The sequence below is a fragment of the Tannerella forsythia genome (assembly GCF_003860135.1).
GTDB lineage: Bacteria > Bacteroidota > Bacteroidia > Bacteroidales > Tannerellaceae > Tannerella > Tannerella forsythia_A.
Map to the genome: position 1 here is coordinate 13,948 of NZ_RQYN01000036.1, position 20,847 is coordinate 34,794.

Annotated in this window: 14 protein-coding genes and 1 riboswitch; of the genes, 8 read left to right on the top strand and 6 right to left on the bottom strand. The window is 45.3% G+C overall.

The features are described from left to right. Positions 1 to 3: 3 nt before the first annotated feature. The 5 genes from EII41_RS09450 to EII41_RS09470 all read right to left on the bottom strand — a co-directional run bounded on the left by EII41_RS09450 (position 4) and on the right by EII41_RS09470 (position 4,648). Positions 4 to 192, bottom strand: coding sequence for a hypothetical protein (locus EII41_RS09450; RefSeq protein WP_124751288.1), 189 nt, complete (start codon positions 190 to 192; stop codon positions 4 to 6). Positions 193 to 276: 84 nt separating this feature from the next. Beyond that, entirely contained in the window at positions 277 to 2,142 is a 1,866-nt protein-coding gene (locus EII41_RS09455) for a M56 family metallopeptidase (protein ID WP_124790391.1), read from the bottom strand. Positions 2,143 to 2,148: 6 nt separating this feature from the next. Further along, complete coding sequence (locus EII41_RS09460; RefSeq protein ID WP_014223794.1) at positions 2,149 to 2,508, bottom strand: BlaI/MecI/CopY family transcriptional regulator; 360 nt, start codon at positions 2,506 to 2,508, stop codon at positions 2,149 to 2,151. A 122-nt stretch (positions 2,509 to 2,630) separates the two neighbouring features. After that, positions 2,631 to 3,410, bottom strand: coding sequence for a polysaccharide deacetylase family protein (locus tag EII41_RS09465; protein ID WP_124790405.1), 780 nt, complete (start codon positions 3,408 to 3,410; stop codon positions 2,631 to 2,633). 32 nt (positions 3,411 to 3,442) lie between these two features. After that, positions 3,443 to 4,648, bottom strand: a complete 1,206-nt coding sequence (locus tag EII41_RS09470; protein ID WP_124790392.1) for a glycosyltransferase family 87 protein — start codon at positions 4,646 to 4,648, stop codon at positions 3,443 to 3,445. A 429-nt stretch (positions 4,649 to 5,077) separates the two neighbouring features. Between EII41_RS09470 and EII41_RS09475 the strand changes: the two genes are divergently transcribed. The 6 genes from EII41_RS09475 to EII41_RS09500 all read left to right on the top strand — a co-directional run bounded on the left by EII41_RS09475 (position 5,078) and on the right by EII41_RS09500 (position 15,757). Further along, complete coding sequence (locus EII41_RS09475) at positions 5,078 to 6,682, top strand: tetratricopeptide repeat protein (RefSeq protein WP_185711884.1); 1,605 nt, start codon at positions 5,078 to 5,080, stop codon at positions 6,680 to 6,682. Positions 6,683 to 7,000: 318 nt separating this feature from the next. Next, positions 7,001 to 10,111 (top strand): SusC/RagA family TonB-linked outer membrane protein, encoded by a 3,111-nt coding sequence (locus tag EII41_RS09480; RefSeq protein ID WP_260425543.1) that lies wholly within the window; start codon positions 7,001 to 7,003, stop codon positions 10,109 to 10,111. A 23-nt stretch (positions 10,112 to 10,134) separates the two neighbouring features. After that, positions 10,135 to 11,646 (top strand): RagB/SusD family nutrient uptake outer membrane protein, encoded by a 1,512-nt coding sequence (locus tag EII41_RS09485; RefSeq protein WP_124790395.1) that lies wholly within the window; start codon positions 10,135 to 10,137, stop codon positions 11,644 to 11,646. A gap of 34 nt (positions 11,647 to 11,680) precedes the next feature. After that, positions 11,681 to 14,815 carry a glycoside hydrolase family 2 TIM barrel-domain containing protein gene (locus EII41_RS09490; protein WP_124790396.1) on the top strand — a complete coding sequence of 1,045 codons (3,135 nt, stop codon included), beginning with the start codon at positions 11,681 to 11,683 and terminating at the stop codon, positions 14,813 to 14,815. Between the two features lie 16 nt (positions 14,816 to 14,831). Next, positions 14,832 to 15,104: a LysO family transporter gene (locus tag EII41_RS09495; RefSeq protein ID WP_124790397.1), complete on the top strand. Its 273-nt coding sequence runs from the start codon at positions 14,832 to 14,834 to the stop codon at positions 15,102 to 15,104. A gap of 26 nt (positions 15,105 to 15,130) precedes the next feature. Then, positions 15,131 to 15,757, top strand: coding sequence for a lysine exporter LysO family protein (locus EII41_RS09500; RefSeq protein ID WP_124790398.1), 627 nt, complete (start codon positions 15,131 to 15,133; stop codon positions 15,755 to 15,757). Positions 15,758 to 16,188: 431 nt separating this feature from the next. Here the strand turns inward: EII41_RS09500 and EII41_RS14565 are convergent, their stop codons facing one another. Beyond that, positions 16,189 to 16,728, bottom strand: a complete 540-nt coding sequence (locus EII41_RS14565; protein ID WP_260425545.1) for a hypothetical protein — start codon at positions 16,726 to 16,728, stop codon at positions 16,189 to 16,191. 101 nt (positions 16,729 to 16,829) lie between these two features. Continuing rightward, a riboswitch (cobalamin riboswitch) is annotated at positions 16,830 to 17,026 on the top strand. Between the two features lie 130 nt (positions 17,027 to 17,156). Between EII41_RS14565 and EII41_RS09515 the strand changes: the two genes are divergently transcribed. Both EII41_RS09515 and EII41_RS09520 read left to right on the top strand, forming a co-directional pair. After that, positions 17,157 to 19,511 (top strand): TonB-dependent receptor, encoded by a 2,355-nt coding sequence (locus EII41_RS09515; protein WP_124790399.1) that lies wholly within the window; start codon positions 17,157 to 17,159, stop codon positions 19,509 to 19,511. 27 nt (positions 19,512 to 19,538) lie between these two features. Continuing rightward, positions 19,539 to 20,816, top strand: a complete 1,278-nt coding sequence (locus EII41_RS09520; protein ID WP_124790400.1) for a hypothetical protein — start codon at positions 19,539 to 19,541, stop codon at positions 20,814 to 20,816. Positions 20,817 to 20,847: the final 31 nt, after the last annotated feature.

A 20,847-nucleotide genomic window follows, 5' to 3' on the forward strand; every position in this document is an offset into this window, starting at 1 on the left:
GTTTTATTTATACGTATGTCTTTTATTGTAGGGGTTGTACCGTGTGCCGCTTGCTTTCGGCGCGTCAAAGATACGTATCAAAAACGTTTTGCGTATCGCTATGGAGATATTATTCTGTCGCTTGTCGATGATGTGACCGCTCTCTTTGTCGACAGGCGCTCCAGCTTCTCTCTTTAGCGTGTTGTTTTTCAATCCTTCCTCTATATATCGAAAGGGTGTGCCCGAAACGTTTTTTCGGCACACCCTTTTGAAATCGATCGCTTAGTAATCTAAGAATTAATTATATTTATTCTTAATTGCTTCGTTTTGGGCGCATTCCTCGACTGTCGCGTTCGATGTGGTGACGATGATAACTTTCGGATCGTTTTTCCCGCTATCTTTCATCTGCCGGCTCTCCGCGTTCAATACGTGTATGTTTTCAATCTCTGCGGGAGGAATGCTTTTCATCCGTTCGGCGGAAATTTCTTTGCCGTTCAGATAGTACTTGATAGCCTTGTCGTTGTGATTGGTCTGCCGCGCCGGATCGTTCTTTATGGAGCATACGGCTCCTTTGGTTAAGCGGAAGTTAATCGGTACGGTATATTCGACCGATACGGGTTTGCCGCGTTGCTTTCCGGGTTTCCAGCGGGGCATCTCTTCGATGAGGCGGATCGCTTCTTTGTCTAACGACGGATCGACGCCCTGAACCACCTCTACATCGGACGTATTTCCCTGTTTGTCGATGATGAACTGACAAACAACGCGTCCCTGAATGCCGTTTTCCTGCGCGATCGCCGGATATTTGATATTCTGGGCGATGTATTGCATCAAAGCGCCTTGTCCGCCCGGAAATTGAGGCATCTCTTCCACAACGACAAAGAGCGATTCGCCTTCCGATTTAGTCGAGGGCCGGCGGTCGTTTGGCTTGTTTTTCTCGGAGGAGGCATATCCTACCACGACGACTTCGTCGAGGTTTTGTTTTTTACGCTTCATCTCGATTTTCCCGACATCGCCCGAAGTCTTCGGCACAAGAACCGCGGACGCCATCCCGACATACGAAAAGTTCAGCGTATCTCCGGCCTGCATGCGAATCTGAAATCGTCCGTTCTCGTCGCTGATCGTGCCGCTGTGTGTCCCTCTGACGACGATGCTCACGCCGTGCAGCGCTCCCCGCCCGTCGACTACGGTACCCGATACGACAAGGGTATCTCCTTTGTTCGTGTCGGACGGGTTTTCGGCATATCCCTGCAACATGGGCAGAGAAGCGTCGAGCAACCCGGACACGCGCTCGGTCATCGCGCCCGCGTTATTGGCTACGAGCAGCAACAAGGCCAAGGGCAGCACTAAGGTGTAGGCCACCAGCTTCACTTTGGGCGATTGCTTGGCGTTAAGCATCCGGATGCGCTTTTTCAGCGGCGAGGTGTTGAACTGATTGGCGAGCGCGGCCTGCACGGGCTGATGCGCCATGCGCAATAAATGATATTGGTAGCTGCGGGCGTCGGCGCCGTCCTTCACCACGCGATGGTCGACGAGAAATTCGAGGTTGCTGTGAATTTCTTTCTTGAGCATCCATGCCATCGGATTAAACCAGCAGACGGCACAGAACAACTCGGCCAGCAAGATGTCGAACGAATGGTGCTGACAGACATGTACCCGTTCGTGTGCCAAGATCTCTTTCAGCTCTTCTTCCCTGTGCATCTCGGGATGTATAAAAATCCAGTTGAAAAACGAGAAAGGAGTAGCCGGCCGCTGCAATCGACTGACGCGTGCGCCCTCCATCTCTATCTGTGGACTGCGCCACCGTAACCATACGAGCTGCGTCAGACGAACCATCAGCCGCAACAACAGCAATCCCGTCACCGCAAGATACAGCCATAGCGCGTAATCTCCCAGTGAATAGGTCGCGGGAGCTTCGACCGACGGCGTCACCGTCAGTTCCGGCATATATTGCGTATATGTAAATGCCGCTTCGGTCAGTGTGTGGCTATGCACAAACCATTTCGAGAAGTCGGTAAACGGATATACGACCGACAAGAATAAGATGCCTTGAAGCAAATACCGTCGCAAGGTAAAAAACGTGTCATTCCGATAACACCATCTGTATACCATATAAAACACGGCGATTGCCGCGTTCACCTTCAATAAATAAGTCCATGTTTCCATTGTTTTCTATTTTTGTTTTTCAATAATACGGATAATTTCTTTCAAATCATCGGCCGAAATCTTTTCTTCGCGAGCGAAGAACGAGACCATTTCTTTGTACGAGTTCTGAAAATAATCGCGAATAAATCCCGACATGAATTTACGTTTGTATTCTTTCTCCGAAATCAGCGGTTTGCACAAGTTCGTCGTTCCTACACGCCGCATCTTCAAATATTTCTTGCGATCCAAGTTTTTAATGATGGACGCAAAGGTCGTATAAGGCATCAACGGCTTCCCGCTTTGCTCGTGATAGCTGCGAATCGTGCCTTCTCCCTGTTGCCATACAATCAACATGGCTTCTTCTTCCTGCTGTGTTAATTTTTCCATGATTACAATTGTTTTATATTACTAATCGACCGCAAATATACGAAAGTTTCGTAGTGTTGGCGCGAAAGTAGTGTTAAAAGATGTTGTAGGCCGATCTTTTCTTCGTATCGCCCGTGAAGAAGCTATGAGATGACAGGTAATGTTTCGATAAATTCGCGGAATGTTCCGAACGGTACTTTTCGTTTCCGGAAGAAACCGATCAACTTATCCAAACGTACTTCGGCATTATTTCCGGCATTGTGCGTGACTGTGTACGGTAGTCCTTTGATTTGCTGTATGGGCATGAATTCCCACGGATGGAAGTAGGTGAGCAGGTAGCCATCGTGTTTGTATGTCCGAAGCGCCAGTCGTCGGTAGAGGGCACCGGGCAGATGATGAAAAGACAGCCAGAAAAGCGGGAAACGTATATTCGGTGTCGTTGAAGCAGGTAGCTGGAGCAGCCCGTTCTGCCAAAACCACGTGCGAGGTTCGTGCCAATGATTGTATCGTCCGGGCAAGTAAGTGGGGTTGAGGGAAGAGTTGTAGCGGTAGCCGGCCTCGAAAAGCGCGGCATCCGAGACGTTGGCCATGCGGGGCATGCGGAATCCTTCGACACGTTGGCCTGTGAGCGTCTCCAAAAAGTCTTTCGAACGTTTCAGGTGTGCTTCTTCAAAGGCGCTGTGCTCGTAACCGTGCGAGGCGATTTCGTGCCCGCTCTCACCGATCTCACGGATCAGCTCGGGAGCGTTCTCCGCGAATCGCGCGGTGCAGAAAAACGTCGCTTTTACCTCGTGGCGAGAAAGACAATTCAAAATCTTCCGGCAACCTTCGGACGAGATGCGGATCTGTTCTTCCCACGAAAGGGACAACCCGTATTCAAACGGCATGTCGAACTCTTCGATGTCAAAACTAAGCAGTATCATATACAATAAAATGGCATGTTATTTCGAAAGTCTCATGATTTGCGGACCGAAGGATTGAACTCGGGCACCCGCTCGTCTTTCGCGGCATAATCGCGGGTCATCATCTCATAGATCAGCTTGAACCAGATCAGCACGCACGGCAAAGCTTTCAGCGCGTAGGGCTGAACGTAAGGCCGATAGAGAAACGCGGGAAAGAGGTCGGACGGTGACATGCTGGTCAGGATAAAGGCAAAAATAAGCAATGCGATGTCTCCTTTCGAACGCTTCCACAGAACTCCCCAGAACCAAATAGCTACGCCTGTCAGGGCGATAATGTAACTGCTCGACTCGCTACCGGTACTGAACAGGACAACGAACAGCATGACGGAGACTAAAAACATCCGTCGGAAGGCCGGAAAGGCATATTGCTTGATGCGCAGATAGGGCAGGGCGAAAAGAATCAGTCCGGGGATGATCAACCACATGTCGGAGTAGTCCGGATTGCCTGATATTTTCCGAACGATGCCCAATAACGAGATATTTTGGGCGCGAGCGAAATGATTGACGGCATTTTTGGCGATTAAGTCCGGCAACCATTCGCCGTATTGATTGAGGATGTATTCGGGGGAAGAATATAACATGGGTAAGGCAAAAAATACGATGCTCCATCCGATCAGGGAGAGGATAAATTTTGTTTTGTGGCGCGAGAAAAAGAAAAATGCCAGTCCCACAATGCCGTAGATCTTAACCAATGTACCGACAACGATCAATAAAGCGGCCCATACGTCTTTCTCTTTTTCGATACAGACGAAGACAAGAATGAGCATGGCGCCAATGACAATATTGAACTGCGCCAAACTAAGCGCCGTGTACAGTTCGTTGGCACAAAACCACATCGTAAACAGAATCTTTTTTCTCTCGAAGGGAAGTGAGCGTACAGCCATAAACAGCAAAGCACTCATGGCGGCAAGCCACAGCAGATATCCGAATTTCACGGGGAAGATGGCAAACGGCGCGACAATGAAACTGAACGACGGCCCATAATGATTGACGTCGTGGTACAATTCCGGATACTCGGCATAGAGCGGTAATTGTTCTAATACATGCCAAAATACGTTTCGGAAGATGATGAAATTGTTGTTGGGATGTTTGAGCAGCCACGCGGCCAGCACTGCCAAGCCCCATACCACGCCAACAGTCGTGTAGCGGTCGAAAACAGGATGGCGAAATACGTTCTTGATGCTTTCTCTCCAATTCATGAGTACATTCTCTCTTTTCGTTTGATAGAAAATAGTTCTTTTTGAATATCCGTTGACTGATGCGACAAATATAGCCGTTTTTATATCGGCGTCCGTTGTTTTTACATAAATTATGTTTTGTTTATCTTGCAGGGGAAGGGGAGGTGTGATTTTGTTCCTTTTGTTTATTAGGTGTTTACCTTGTTTGATGTTCCCGACTAAAACGATTACTTATCGAATGTGGTGCTATGCTGTTTGATGGTCTGATAAAATCGGATAGAAAGGCCGGATAAGAGAGCCAAAAGCGAATCTTGAGATATCGAAAAAACACAGTACATTTGCATTGCTTAAAAAAACTTACAGGGGAGCATGTTTTCAAAACGTAATTCAAAATATAAATACATGCTGTTTTTCGTAAAAAATCGACCGACGGGCAGCTTTCGTAAGTGGATGGGAATGATTTTGTGTTGGATGATCTGTTTATCGGTCTTTCCTCATGACAAGAATAATAGCTGTCAGATTCAGGAACTACTTGATAAGGCTGAAGAGATGTTAAATGCCGATCCCTCTAAGGCGATATATTATTCGAGTCTGGCTATTACTGAAGCGCAGAAGATTGGAAATATAGGCTGTAAAACGATGGGACAAGCCATATTGGGTGAAGCTTATATGAATCAGGGCGATTTTAATATAGGTTTTGAAATATTGACTCATGCGATGGAGGCTTGTCCGTCGGATAGTCTGCATTTGAAAGCTTGCATATTTCTTCACCTGTCCGGAGCATACTTGAAACTGAAAGATTTGCATAAGGCTTTTATGTATGTGGACAAAGCAGCCGATATTTACCGGGCACAGAATGATTCGCTTCATTTGGCCCGTTGCTACAATGCACGAGGCTTAGTTTATATCCAGAAACCGGATAATGTTCGTGCCGAAGAAAATTTTAAGGCAGCTTTGAGCATTAATCGCAAGATGAACAATCTCTCATCGCTTGCAGCCAACTTGAATAACCTTTGTTTGTATGAGGGAAACAGTGCTGAAAAAGTCGCCTTATTAAACGAAGCGATTACGATAAATCGTTCATTGGGGAAGATTTGGTCTTTAGGTGAAAATTACAATAATCTCGGGACACAATATTTTTATGCGCACGATTACGATCAGGCTTTGTCTGCTTTGGATACGGCTATGAGCCATGCCACAAAGATCAATGCAAAAGAACTGATTGCAGACAACTATCGTTATCGGTCGTGGGTTTATGAAGCTCAGCGAGATTACAAAAAAGCTTATACATACTTATTCTTACTTTACGAGGCGGAAAAAGATTTGTTGATGATGAATGAGATGAGACAAATCGAATTAAATATCGTGCAAAAACATCTCCATGATAAGGAGCAACAGATGATTATGCAGGAACAAGCGTATCAAATCGACTTCCTTCGTTTGTGGGTATCTATCGCTGTATTAGTTGTAATTGTCCTTATGCTCGCACTCTCTTATGCGGTATATCACTATCGGCAGAAAAAGAAACTGGTGTTGCTCGAAGCATCCAGACAACTCGAGAATCATGAAAAAGAACTTATGGTGCTGAAGTTAAAACAGTCAGAAAGTGAAGCTCAAGCCGTACAGCAAGAACTTGAACACCGCCGGAAAGAGTTGACCAATCTTGCTTTTTTTATTCGTAGCCGGAATGATCTATTGGCACAGATACAGGAAAAAATAAGAGCGGGATATAAACTTTCTCCTACCGAAAGTGAACGTCATTTACGCAGTATTTATACGTATATCTCACAATTCAGCGCTCGTGATACGGAAACAGGTGTTTTAATAGACGATATAAATCGCCAGTTTATCGAACGTCTCTCACAGCTTCACCCTAATCTTTCCGGAAACGAGAAACGTTTATCTTCTTTACTGCGTGTCGGATTATCGACGAAAGAAATCGCCTCCATCATTCATTCTACACCTAAAACGGTCAACATGGCACGTTATCGTTTGCGAAAACACTTGAATCTCGAAACAGATGACAGTCTTACCGAGTATATGAAGCAGATATAAATGACCTCATTCATCTGTAAAAACTGATTACCAATTTGAATATGTTTTTAAGTATAGATAGATGTTTTTTTGAATCTATATAAAAGATCATAATGTAGTATATGTTATAATGATTATGTATTTGATAACAAGTTCTTTATTTTTTATTTTGTAGATATAAATATTTGCTTTTAGTGAACTTTGTAGATATAAAATAGGATTGAGAAAACTTGACAAATGAACCTTAAATATCTAATCTTGTCAAAAATTTTAATTTGAAATACTATGATATTAACGCAAAGTCAGAATCGGTTATGTATTGGTTTAAATTTTAAAGCAATGCTTGTAGGACTGTGTTTTCTCTTCTTGCCTTCGTGGAGTATTGCACAGCAAGCCTTCATTAAAGGAGTGGTGTATGATGATCAGAATGTGCCGGCTATCGGTGTAAATGTGGTCAAGAAAGGAAGTACTGAAGGAGTGATAACAGATTTGAATGGACAATTTGAAATTAGGGCTTCACAAGGCGATGTACTTATTTTTTCGTATATTGGCTTTGCCACACAGGAGATAACTTGTGATGGGCAGTCAAATATCGTTGTTCGGTTAAAAGAAGATACCGAGGTTTTGGAAGAGGTTGTTGTTGTCGGTTATGGAACAATGAAAAAGAGTGATCTTACGGGCGCAATTTCTTCGGTGAATGTGGAGGAACTGTCTGGCCGTGCGACAACCAATCCGGCTGAGGCGTTGCAGGGTAAAATTTCGGGTGTGAATATTCGTAAGTCAGGAGGAAATGCAGGAGCCGGAGTATCGGTTAAAATCCGTGGTGTGAAATCTTTCGGAGATAATGAGCCTCTGTATATTATCGATGGTTTTCCCGGAAATATCAATAATATCAATCCGCAGGATATTGCTTCCATGGAGGTGCTTAAAGACGGTGCCGCTGCCGCTATCTACGGTTCAACGGCTGCTAATGGAGTGATTATCGTAACAACCAAGAATGGGAAAAAAGGAGAGTTGAAGGTCGATTTTAATACATGGCTTAGTAGGGTGCATGTCGCCAATCGCTTGTCGATGCTTGATGCCAAGGGATACGTGCAGGTACATAGGCAGATGTATGAAAATTACAATCTGCAATTTCCCGGCAAAGCCATCGAATTACCTGAGTATATAACGAATCCCGGAGATTCGGATACGAACTGGCAGGATGAACTGTTTCGTACCGGTCTCTCACAACATTACATGGTCGGTCTGCGCGGAGGAAGTGAACTTGCTCGTTATGCCGTTTCCTTCAGTCATGCCGATGATAAGGGGGTATTATTAGGTAATCGGTTTAAACAGGAAAATGCACGGATGAAACTGTCGGCACGCAAAAATATCTTCGAAGTTGAAGCCAACATCGGTCTTCGTGCAACTCGGAGTTTACAGCCTCAATATTCATTGAAAGAGGCGTATATGATTTCACCCTTAGTGCCGGTTTATGATGAATCAGAACGTTATGGATATGGATTGACAAATAAGAAAGGACTACCGAGCAATCGGAATGTTCTGGCAGATCATCATTTCCGGAAAGCTGTTACGAACAGGTATCATATAACAGCAAACGCTTCGGTTACAGCTCATTTTACAGAATGGCTTAATTTTCGTTCTTCTTATTCCTATCGTGGAGATCATCAGCGGTATAGCTATCATATGCCTCCGTATGTCTCAGATGTCAAATCACCGACAGAATATCCGTTACATACCGAATCTTCTTCTTATTGGCAAGAACAAGTGATCGATCATATCCTGACATTCAATAAGACGTTCGGTGCTCATTCGTTTAATGCGATGGCTGGAAATTCGGTTACTTTGCAGGATTATACTTGGAATAGTGTCTCGGTAGAGGGTAAGACGCTGGTACATGAAGTGAAGAACGGAAAACTTGTCACTCATGAGAAACCGGGCGGTTTTCTTGATCCTTATTTCGAGACCATTAATGCCGGAAAAGGGGGCACATATACAGGTGAAGGTTCTCTTTATGCATATCGCAGGGTGTCTTTTTTCGGACGACTAAACTATGCCTATGACAGTAAGTATATGTTGCAGTTGACATTCCGTCAGGATGGTTCTTCCAAATTTGGTCGTGACAGCCGTTGGGGATTCTTTCCTTCGGTCGCATTGGGATGGCGTATTTCGGAAGAGGGCTTTTTCCCGAAGGATGGTATGTTTAGTCATCTCAAGTTACGTGCTAGCTGGGGACGTCTTGGCAATGAACAAGCTTTAGGGTATTATGATTTTCAGGCATTGATTTCTACCTATAATAATTTGTACGGAGGTTATGTACAGGGTTCAGGGGCGACACCTTGGCCGGGCAGTACAGCGAGAGGTTTGGCTAACCGTAACTTACAGTGGGAAACGACCGATACGAAAAATATAGGATTCGACTTCGGGCTGTTTAACGGGAAACTATCCGGCTCAGCCAATTATTATTACAATCGGACGGAAGATATGCTGATTACTAAAAAACTTGCCCCTTCGGTTGGATTATTTGATCCCATCATGAATGTCGGGAAGATACGCAACTCCGGTATTGAGTTGGAACTGAACTGGCAGGATAAAATCGGGGCTCTGCAATATCATACAAGTTTTAACTTAACGACTACGGCCAATAAAGTTGTTGAGTTGTCGGATCCGAAGCAAGCTCTATACGGTGATGGGCTGAAATGGGGAACGGAACATTTTCCGACACAGACAAGAGTGGGACATCCGATTGCAGGGTTCTATTTATATCGTACCGAAGGTATATTTCAAAGTGATACCGAGGCGGAAGCCTATAAAAACGATAAGGGAGAACGCTTACAGCCGAATGCGAAGGGCGGAGATATCCGTTTTGCCGATATAAATGGAGATGGTGTGATCAACGAGGACGACAAAGAATTTTGTGGGGCTGCTATTCCTAAAGTCGAAGCGAATCTAACATTCGGCGTTGACTATAAAGGATGGGACTGCTCGTTCTTGCTTAGTGGCGGCTGGGGCGGTAAGTTATACAATGCGAACCGTTATTTTTACGAAGGAATGAGTTCCGGCTCTAACTTCCTCGAAGCAACACTGAATGCTTGGACACCTGAGAATAAGCAAACGAATATTCCTCGTGCGGTATTGCAAGATATGAACGGGAATGCGCGTGAATCTGACCGTTTTCTCGAAACAGGCAATTATATTCGTATGCGTCAATTACAACTTGGATACACGTTCTCGCCATCCGTATTGCGTAAACTACGGATGGAAAATCTGCGCCTCTATACCAGTGTAGAAAATCTCTTTACAATTACCCCTTATACGGGAATTGATCCCGAATTTTCACGTAAGAGTGCTGCCAATCCGACATCGGATGTTCTGAACGCCGGAGTGGATACACATATCTATCCATTTACGCGATCATATGTCGTGGGGTTACAACTTTCATTTTAATAATTCCTTAATACATAATAGTCATGATACAAATTAGATATATAATATTGGTTCTTTTATTGTCCGGTACCTTTACGGGCTGTGATGATTTTTTGACAGTTAGTTCTCCCGACGAGTTAACATCTGAGTTGTTCTGGAGAAATAAGTCGGATGCAGAAGCCGGATTAGCCGCTGCATATTCGAAGTTGGAAGCTTCTACCGATACTTGGGAATTCCCTGAGGTTTTCTTCCCCGTAGAAGCTTATCGCGAAGATATTATCAAACCGGGAGCGGATGCATATAATTATCCGAATTGGATCGAATTGGCAAATTTTAATTACACTAACGGTAATTCTCAATTCTCGGCCTATTGGCGTGATAATTACTATGGTATCAATTATTGTAACCAAGTAATTGAAAATCTACCTCATATACCGGCTGATAAAATAACAGACACCGATCGTGCGATGATACAGAACGAGGCTTATTTTCTACGGGGATATTACCATATGAAATTGTTATTGAATTGGGAGCAGATCGTTATTCGAGACAAATATATTTCTTCGGTAGCCGAGCTGGATAGACCGTTGTCTACTCGTGCCGAAGCATGGGATTTTATTATCGATAATTTTAAAAAAGCAACAGCATTACCGGCCAATCGAACTTCCGAAACGATTGGACGAGCTACGCAGGGAGCGGCTTACGCGTATCTCGGATGGGCATATTTGACAAGAGCATACGAGGACGCAGGCCAGAAAGATGCGTCGCTAAATGCAGCAGTTGAAGCATTGAACCGGGTGACGGGATACGAGTTGGTGAAAGAGTTGCGTACCTTATTCGATGGCACAAATAAAAATTCGAAGGAGAGTATTTTTGAGATACAACTTACATTAAGTACGGCCAATGGAGCACGTTACCGCACACAGCTTCACCGATTTATCGGCTGTTCAGAATTACAGGGCTGGGATGAAGTGCTCCCGACAGATCTGTTGATACAAGCCTATCAAAAAGAAGGAAAGACGGCGACAGACGGTCGTTATGACGGTCGCTTGTACGAAACGATCTTTTTTAAGGATGAATATTTTAACGATCCTACCGCAAAACGCGTGTATGACAAGACTTATGACGAATGGTTTCAAGGTGCCGATAAACCGGCATTCCGCAAATATATGCCGGCGGATGCAGCCGGTTTGAGTGCTGCATATTTTGCTCCGAATATTGTTTTGATGCGCTATGCGAATGTTTTGCTTATGAAGGCGGAAGCTTTGAACGAACTTGGCCGTACCTCTGAAGCGATCCCACTTGTCAACGAGGTGCGTAAACGTGCGGGTATGCCTGCAATGAAGGGGGGGACTCGTGAGGCTGTGCGCGCACAGATTGAGCATGAACGTATGTTGGAATTTCCTCTGGAAAATATGCGTTTCTACGATCTCCGTCGTTGGGGAAAAACGAAAGAAGTATTGCATGCGGCAGGACGCTCGAACTTTGATCCGTCCAAGCACAATTTTTATCCGATTCCGATTCAGGAAATCAATTCGAACAATGCAATAAATTGATTGATAATGTTTTTTTGAGTATTGGATCAGTATTATGAAGAAGAGTATTGCGATTTTTCTCCTGTTAATACCTCCGACATTGTTTTCCCAACAATCCAGAGAGTGGGAAAATCAGATCGTGAATCAATTGAATCGGGAGGCGATGCATGCCCATTTCGTTCCTTACGCGTCGGAAGAAGGGGCTTTGCTGCAAGACAGCTCTCAACTACGAACATATTTATTGAATGGGACCTGGAAATTCCATTACTCGAAAAATCCGGCTTCTCGTCCCGTCTCTTTTTATGAAGATCGTTACGATGTGGCGGATTGGACAGAAATACAAGTGCCGGGGAGTTGGGAGTTACAGGGTTTCGACGCACCGATTTATACCGATACGCGTTATCCTTTTCCTCCCAATCCTCCTCATGTTCCTAAAGAATATAATCCTGTCGGATCGTATAAAACAAATTTCCGGATACCGGAATCTTTTGATGGATCCGATATTCTACTTCATTTCGGTGGGGTCGAATCAGCCTTTTATTGCTGGGTGAATGGTCAATTTGTCGGTTATAGTGAGGATAGTCGTCTGTCTGCTGAGTTTCTGATCAATCAATACCTAAAGCCCGGATTGAATAGTCTGGCGGTAGAGGTTTATCGGTATAGTGATGGTTCTTATCTTGAGGCACAAGACTATTGGCGTTACAGTGGAATCGAACGCGATGTTATGTTGATTGCACGTCCCAGAGTACGAGTCAAAGACTTTGAAGTGAAAGCTTCACTGACGAATCGTTATGTTGATGGAGATTTCGAGATCGATGTGTTGCTCGACAACCGGAGGGCGGTTCGTGGTACGGAAATACAGTTGAATCTGTTTGACGACAATAAACGACTGATCGCTTCTTCTCGTTTGAAAGCAAAAAATCAATCGGATACTCTTCTTTCTTTCCGGAAAATATTTCAGCAAGTGAAACCTTGGACTGCCGAAACACCACATTTATATACTGTCACGGTTTCAACGTTGGATCCGAAAGGACGAGTGACGGAATCGTTTGCACATCGTTTCGGTTTTCGCACTGTTGAGATAAAAAACGGCATGTTATTGTTGAATGGCGTACCTATCCTTATCAAAGGTGTGAATCGGCACGAACACAACATGTATACGGGACGTACAATCACCGTCGAAAGCATGGAGGAAGATATTCGTTTGATGAAATTGTTTAACATCAATGCGGTACGATGTTCACATTATCCCAATTATCCTCAGTGGTATGAGTTATGCGATAAATATGGTATTTATCTGGTCGACGAAGCCAATATTGAATCACACGGTATGTCCGATCACCCATCAGTTCAGACATTGGCCGATTGGGAGAACTGGGATATTCCTTTTCGAGAGCGTATGATGCGTATGATGGAGCGTGACAAAAACTTTACCTCCGTTATTACCTGGAGTTTAGGAAATGAGTCGGGATATGGGAAACATTTTGAGAATCTGTATCATGAAGCTAAACGACGCGATCCGAGTCGTCCCGTTCAGTACGAAGGAGGTCGCATGGCAGGTTTGTCCGATATTTATTGTCCGATGTATGCCCGAATCTGGGCTTTGCGCCAATGGGTGAACGAGCGGCAAAAGCGTCCTTTAATTTTATGTGAATATGCCCATGCGATGGGTAATAGTGTGGGAAACTTGCAAGACTATTGGGATTTAATTTATAAATACGATAATTTACAAGGAGGCTTTATTTGGGATTGGGTAGATCAGACTTTTGCACGGAAAGACGATAATGGTCGTGACATTTGGGCTTATGGTGGAGACATGGGGTTTGTGGGTATTGTCAACGACTCGAACTTTTGTGCCAACGGACTGGTTGCGGCCGATCGCAGTCTGCATCCTCATATATGGGAAGTAAAACATGTGTATCGCTATATCCATTTTGAGAATGTACCTTTCTCGTCCGATCTTATCCGAATCACCAATCGCCACGATTTTATCGATGCAGAGACCTATGATTATAAATGGCAACTGAAAGCGGACGGGCGTATATTATACGAAGGAATACTTGATGTTCCTTCTATCAAACCGCATCAGAGCATGACGGTGAAAGTGCCGTTGCCATCATTTCACAAGGAACCCAACACCGAATACTTCCTTCATCTGACAGCTTATACACGAACTGCTACCCCATTGATTCCTGCGAATCATACGGTTTCTACTGCTCAATGGCAATTGTCGGGAACGAGGATATCGGAGGAGACTCCTATTCAAGGGGTGTTGACATGCCAAGATCTGGATGAAAAGATAACTTTTCAAATGGCTCGTATTTCAATGACTTTCTCTAAGGTGAACGGGGAGTTGGTCAGTTATGTTACCGGAGACAAGGAACTCCTGATTGAAGGACTGCGTCCGAATTTTTGGCGTCCGATGACGGACAATGATGTAGCAAATAAAACCGGTGAGCGTTGCGCGATCTGGAATGAAGCCGGAGAGCGACTTATACTTCAAGATTTTGAATATACGCTTGCGCGTGATCGTCAGAAGGCTGTGGTAACGGCTTCTTATGCGATGCCGGAACAAATGTTTGTATGCCGTGTAACATATACTGTTTATGCAGATGGAGTTATTAAGGTGAACTTTGTATTTGAACCGGGCGAATACCCTCTTCCGGAGATGCCTCGTTTGGGAATGTATATGATCCTTAAAGAAGAGTTTGAAAACATGACCTGGTTTGGCCGAGGGCCTCATGAGAACTATTGGGATCGCAAAAACAGCGCTTTGGTCGACTTGTATCGTGCATCGGTTTGGGAACAATATCACCCGTATGTGCGGGCTCAGGAGACGGCCAATAAGACGGATGTGCGTTGGGCGGCTCTCCAAAACGATGAAGGAGTGGGACTGTTAATCCGCACAACCGGCGAGCCTCTCAGTGTCAGTGCATGGAATTTTCCGATGCAAGCGCTGAAATATATTCCTTCCGGGATCAAGCGTGTGCATGGCGGAAGCATTCAAAAGCAACCCATGGTATGGATTAATATCGACAGCCGGCAAATGGGAGTTGGAGGAGATACGACATGGGGCGCTCATACACATCCCGAATATACGATCACTCCGGTGAAACAAGACTACGGTTTTCTGATTGTGCCGATACAGAAACAAGATGAGTTGATATCAAAAACCAAACTATTGAGATAGAATAGCGAAAAATTATATGTTTGTTGTTATAGGAATTATGTTCAGCGGAATCGCTTTAGGGTATCTGTTTCGAAAGAAGACGATACTTCAGCGGTTCAGTAACCTGATTGGTTGGACGGTCTATTTGTTGCTTTTTTCTCTCGGAATTTCAGTAGGGAATAATCGTGAGATTATTTGTAATCTCCCGGCATTGGGCGGACAAGCCTTATGGCTGGCTTTTGCCGGTACGTTGGGAAGTGTTTGGGGGGCTTGGATCGTTTATCGGAATTTCTTCAAAAACAAATCATAGTCTGATTTATATATTTTTGATAGCAGATGAAGGGAAGCCTTATTGTTGTTGCTTTTTTTGTAGCCGGATGCCTGACGGGTTGGGCACTCGATGCTTACAATATTCGTATCGAGGATGATCCGACACGTTATATTCTCTATTTTCTGATGCTTCAAGTTGGATTAAGCGTAGGAAGTGATAAACATATCATACAAATACTGAAGACGGTACGTTTGCAATTACTACTGGTGCCAATCGCTACGATAATAGGCACCCTTCTTTTTTCAACTTTAGCGGCTTTTTGTATTTCCAAATGGAGCGTTTATGACTGCTTAGCCGTAGCGAGTGGTTTTGCCTATTATTCTTTATCGTCTGTGATGATTACTGATCTGAAATCCGTTTCATTGGGGGTACAATCAGCTGCGGAACTGGGTACGATTGCTCTCATAACTAATATTATTCGAGAAATGATGGCGCTTTTGGGGGCTCCTTTATTCGTTCGATTCTTTGGCCCTCTCGCACCGATCTGTGCCGGTGGTGCGACAACGATGGATACAACTCTGCCAGTCATTACGAAATATTCAGGAAAAGATTTTGTCTTTATAGCCGTCCTGCATGGTATACTCGTTGATTTGACCGTTCCATTTGCGGTGAGTCTCTTTTGTGTGTTGTAAACGCTTATGGGTGATAATGTTCTAGGTGTTGTTGAATCTCTATAGTTTTATTGTCATTGCCGATAAAAAACTATTGTCGTCCGGTAAAACTCAATATAAAAAGCCGTAAAAACGCGTTCGGGGAGCGAAGGTATTGATATACTTGATTTTCATATCCTCATTCGATCAAATTGTCCCCTTGTAGCTCCCTCCCACGGATAGGAGGGTTACTCTCACACAGAGGGGGGGATTGCATTAAATAGTCACTCCTTAGCAATTGATTTCAGTGAAAAATAGAATACAAAAGATTTTCCTTAATCTTTTCCGGCATTTTCTTTAGATTCCAAGCTGTTGCTGCCATGTAGGCATTAATATGTATCCCTTTTTCGCCTCACAGATAGTTCTGTTCCATACGGAAGTTTTTTCAGGACAGGACAAACCCAAAGATAATTCTATTTTGCCGCGAAAACCTCAATTTCCACCACGGAAACTTTTGTCTCTGCCACGGAAACCTCAGTCTCTGCCACGGAAGCCTCAGTCTCTGCCACGGAAACTTTTGTCTCTACTGCGGAAACCTCAGTTTCTGTCATGGAAACCTCAGTTTCTGCCGCGGAAACCTCAGTCTTTGCCGCGGAAACCTCAGTCTCTGCCACGGAAGCCTCAGTCTCTGCCGCGGAAACTTTTGTTTCTGCCGCGGAAACTTTTGTTTTTGCCACGGAAACTTTTGTTTCTGCCATGGAAACTTTTATTTCCGCCACGGAAACTTTTGTTTCTGCCATGGAAACTTTTGTTTCCGCCACGGAAACCTCAGTTTCTGCCACGGAAACTTTTGTTTCCGCCACGGAAACTTTTGTTTCCGTGACTGCGAGCATTGTTAAAATTCCGGAACGACAACGGTCCAATATCTCATCGCAATACTCATAGAAAGTGGCTGCAAGGACATTGAAGAGGTGAAATCCGGCTTCTTCCGCTTTGTTGTACCAACGATCCATGGAGAGCCCGGCTACGTCTTTAATAGAACATTAGTGGAAAATAATGTAAACTACAAAACCGCAAAAAAAAGAATTTATAGAGGAAATATAGAAATAATACTTAATTTTGCAGCCGTTTTGGTGATGCGTCGGTCATTCTGCCGTTCGCATAAAAGGGAATCCGGTCAAAATCCGGAACAGTGCCCGCTACTGTGGAACCCGTAAAAAGAAAAAGCAAACTTACACCACTGTCGTTATTGACGGGAAGGTCGCTTTTTGGGGTGTAGTCAGGAAACCTGCCAAGCGTAAAAGGACGAGTCTGTTCTCGGGGGCAAGAACAGCGTGATTGGAATCGAATGATGATTTAGTTTCGGTTATAAGGCGAGAAGCCTGCAAGCGGTCATACCCGTTTCGCAGGTATGTTTAGGTTATTGTTTATCGATTTTATAATGAGGATCCTCTTATTTACATTATATATATGTCTGTTCGGTGCGGAAGCGGTGGCGCAGAACAAATATGTGTTGTCCGGAACCGTCACCGATGCCACAGGACATCCTGTCTCGATGGCGACCGTCGCGATTGAGCATACTTCGCAGGGAGCGTTTACCGACGACAAGGGACATTATACCTTGGAACTCTTGGCCGGGAAGCATATCGTTGTCGTATCTTCGGTCGGATATAAAACAGAGAGGAAGGAATTGAACATCCGAAAAAACACGAAGCAGGATTTTACGCTCGAAGAAAATACTGTGGTTCTGAAAGCCGTGGAGGTCTACGGCAAGACACAGGCCCAACAGGTCCGAGAGGGAGTCTATGCCGCCAATGCGCTTGATGTGAAGCCGCTTACCAATACGATTCACAACCTGAATACGCTGGTCAACCGTACCACGGGCGTCAAAGTGCGCGAAGAGGGCGGGGTAGGGTCCGATTTCGAGCTGTCGGTCAACGGTCTTTCGGGTAACTCCGTGCGGTATTTTATCGACGGAGTACCGATGAGCGCCAAAGGGCGCGGCATATCGCTGGCTAATTTGCCGGTCAATATCATCGACCGGGTAGAGATATACAAAGGAGTGGTGCCTTCGCATCTGGGAGGCGATGCCTTGGGGGGCGCGATTAACGTCATCACTCGAAAGGAGCGAAAAAACTACCTCGACGTGTCGTACGGTGTGGGATCGTTTCATACGCATAAGGCCGATTTGTTCGGGCAATATGTGATGCCGAAGAGCGGTATTGTGATCCGTCCCGTCGTCGGGATGAATTATTCCAAGAACGATTACCTGATGAAAGGCGTCGAGTTGTGGGACGAGACCGAGCGACGCTTCCGGCCGTTCGACCGCAAGCGCTTCCATGACGATTATTTCTCGGTGCTGACACAGCTCGAAGCCGGGGTTACGCATCGCCCGTGGGCCGATGAATTTTTCCTTTCGGGATCGTTCTCGTCCGTACACAAGCAGTTGCAGACCGGTTCGATTCAAAGCATCGTATACGGCAAGGCCGAGCGCGAATCGGAAGCATGGAACGTCTCGGCACGGTATATGAAGAACGATTTTCTGTTGCCCGGTCTCAATGCCAACCTTTCCGTATCGCACACGTGGGACCATGCGCTGACGACCGACACGGCATTCCGCAAATACAACTGGGACGGCACCTATATCGAATCGTCGCGCAACGAAATCACGGGGCGTGACCGTACACGCCGGCATAACAAACGGCCGCTGACGACCGTGCGCGCCGGGTTCGATTACCGCATCGACGCGCGTCATGGTCTTAATCTGAATTATTTGATGAACCGCACGGGCAATGAACGATACGACGAGATCGATACCGACTTCGAACCGTCGAACGATATTTTTACGAAGCATATTTTGGGGCTTTCGTATAATCAGCGCCTCCTGAACGATCGTTGGCAAAACTCGTTCTTCGTGAAGAACTATACGAATTATTTGAATGTCACCCAGCAGGATTTGCCGTGGATTACCGGCTCGCGCGAGAAACAGGGCGCTTCGACAAAAAACTATACGGGCTACGGACTGGCCACGCGCTATGGTTTCGGCGAAGGCTTGTCGCTCAAGGCTTCGTACGAACACAGCATGCGTCTGCCGTTGGCACGCGAATTGCTGGGCAACGGCACGACCGTCTATGCCAACTTGCAGCTAAAGCCCGAGAGCAGCGACAATTACAACCTCGGACTGTTCGGCACGCTGAATCCCGCGCCCGGTCATCAGCTGTTTTACGAAGTGAACGGCTTTTTCCGCGACGTGAAAGACTATATCCGCGCCGTAATTTCCGAGGCCGAAGGACTGAGCCAGTACGACAATGTGGCCAGCGTGGCCATTAAAGGCATTGAGAGCGAAGTAAGATATACGTACGACGACTGGTTGCAGGTGATTGCCAACGGCAGCTACGAAGACGCCCGAAGCATGACGCGCTATTACCCCGACGGCAAGGAGATGATTACGTACAAAAACCGTGTGCCGAATCGGCCGTGGCTGTTCGGCAACGCGGAGGTGAACGTGAAGAAGCGCGACTTTCTGCTGAAAAAGAGTACGCTGCGCGCAGGCTATCACTTCGAGTATGTGCATTGGTTTTTCCTGACGTGGGAAGGATACGGCAGCCTTGCGAGCAAGTCGCGTATCCCGTCGCAATATTTGCACAACGTGTCGCTTTCGATGTCGTTCGATAACGACAAATACAACGTGTCTGTTACCTGTAACAACCTGTTCGATCGTTTGGCTTACGATAACTTTAAGTTGCAGAAGCCCGGCCGGTCGTTCTTTTGCAAATTCAGAATATTTATCAACTAATTATAATTTTACATTGAACAAAACAGAATGAAAACAATTCGATTTTATGTATGGATGCTGTTCGCAGCATTGACAAGCGTAACTTTTACGGCGTGTGAGGACGATAAACCTGCGCCGAAACCCGAACCCGATCCACTGTTGGAATCTCATTTCGATATTTGGGTATCGATTGGTGAGAATGCCGGGATGGGCTCTGCCGGAACTTTATTGGTGCAAAACACGAAATCGCTCGACGCCAAGGAGCAGATTAATTTTGTGAATACCGGAGCCGATGTAACGGCTAAACTGTATCAGGAAGCCATTATCAAAGGTGCTTATTATTATCAGGTTCCTAAAGAAAAAAATCGTTTCGGGAAATATCAGATTGTAGGCAGCAAAGTGAAAACCATTGCGGAGTTTCCGTTTCAGAAGAATACGTTGAAAGACCGCCGTTATACGCATGCGTGGGTCGATGATCATACGCTGGTGTTGATGGCTGCTAACGGAAAAGCCGATAAGGTGATCTGGATCAAGGTAAATACGGACCAGATGAAGATTATTGCCGAAGGCGAACTGAATCTGCCGAAATTGCAGGGAAAAGCCGGTAAACCGGGCAAATTCAGCACATCGGGAATTGCCAGCTTCAGAAAGAGTGACGGAAAAATCCTGTATTCATATCTGGATAACAACGATAAGGTACGTTTCTACATGGCTTTTATTAATCCGGCCGATATGTCGGTAGAGAAGACCGTGATGGAAGACCGTGCCGAGTTTATGGCCGGAACGGCTTACGGCGAACTTTTACAGAGAAAGAGTTTCTTTACGCCCGAAGGCGATTACTACCTGGCTTGCAACACCGTACTGAAAGGGGCAAAGAGCTACACCCAACAATATGGTTCATTGTTACGTATTAAGAAAGGAGCGACCGATTTCGACAAGAGCTACAAAGGATATAATTATCCGAAAGGAAAAATCGTAACCGTCGATTATATGGGCAATGAAAAGGCACTGCTTTACATTCAGGATCCCGAACATACAGGAGTAGAAAACTGGGGAGATGACTATAACTGCTACTACGCCGTCCTCGATTTGAAGACCGACAAAGTAGAAGAGATCAAGCATGATGGTAAAGTGTTGCCTTACAGCAGCGGTACGTTCTCGCAGCGTTCAATCGTGTTGGGCGACAAAGCGTATATTGGTGTGAATCCGAAAAACGAGCAGCCTTGTGTATATATCTACGATATCAAAACGGGTAAGGTAACGAAAGGCTTGACGATTGCCAAAGGGTATCTGTTCGGTCGTATCGTGGCATTGAAAGATAAATAAGAGTTCATATCCATGTAGCAAGTAGTAATGT

Excerpts from the sequence above, each read along its gene's own strand:
- EII41_RS09475 (WP_185711884.1), top strand. The coding sequence starts at position 5,078 with ATGGGAATGATTTTGTGTTGGATGATCTGTTTATCGGTCTTTCCTCAT.
- EII41_RS09495 (WP_124790397.1), top strand. The coding sequence starts at position 14,832 with ATGTTTGTTGTTATAGGAATTATGTTCAGCGGAATCGCTTTAGGGTAT.
- EII41_RS09485 (WP_124790395.1), top strand. The coding sequence starts at position 10,135 with ATGATACAAATTAGATATATAATATTGGTTCTTTTATTGTCCGGTACC.
- EII41_RS09515 (WP_124790399.1), top strand. The coding sequence starts at position 17,157 with ATGAGGATCCTCTTATTTACATTATATATATGTCTGTTCGGTGCGGAA.
- EII41_RS09470 (WP_124790392.1), bottom strand. The coding sequence starts at position 4,648 with ATGAATTGGAGAGAAAGCATCAAGAACGTATTTCGCCATCCTGTTTTC.
- EII41_RS09490 (WP_124790396.1), top strand. The coding sequence starts at position 11,681 with ATGAAGAAGAGTATTGCGATTTTTCTCCTGTTAATACCTCCGACATTG.
- EII41_RS09480 (WP_260425543.1), top strand. The coding sequence starts at position 7,001 with ATGCTTGTAGGACTGTGTTTTCTCTTCTTGCCTTCGTGGAGTATTGCA.
- EII41_RS09500 (WP_124790398.1), top strand. The coding sequence starts at position 15,131 with ATGAAGGGAAGCCTTATTGTTGTTGCTTTTTTTGTAGCCGGATGCCTG.
- EII41_RS09460 (WP_014223794.1), bottom strand. The coding sequence starts at position 2,508 with ATGGAAAAATTAACACAGCAGGAAGAAGAAGCCATGTTGATTGTATGG.
- EII41_RS09455 (WP_124790391.1), bottom strand. The coding sequence starts at position 2,142 with ATGGAAACATGGACTTATTTATTGAAGGTGAACGCGGCAATCGCCGTG.
- EII41_RS14565 (WP_260425545.1), bottom strand. The coding sequence starts at position 16,728 with ATGGATCGTTGGTACAACAAAGCGGAAGAAGCCGGATTTCACCTCTTC.
- EII41_RS09465 (WP_124790405.1), bottom strand. The coding sequence starts at position 3,410 with ATGATACTGCTTAGTTTTGACATCGAAGAGTTCGACATGCCGTTTGAA.
- EII41_RS09520 (WP_124790400.1), top strand. The coding sequence starts at position 19,539 with ATGAAAACAATTCGATTTTATGTATGGATGCTGTTCGCAGCATTGACA.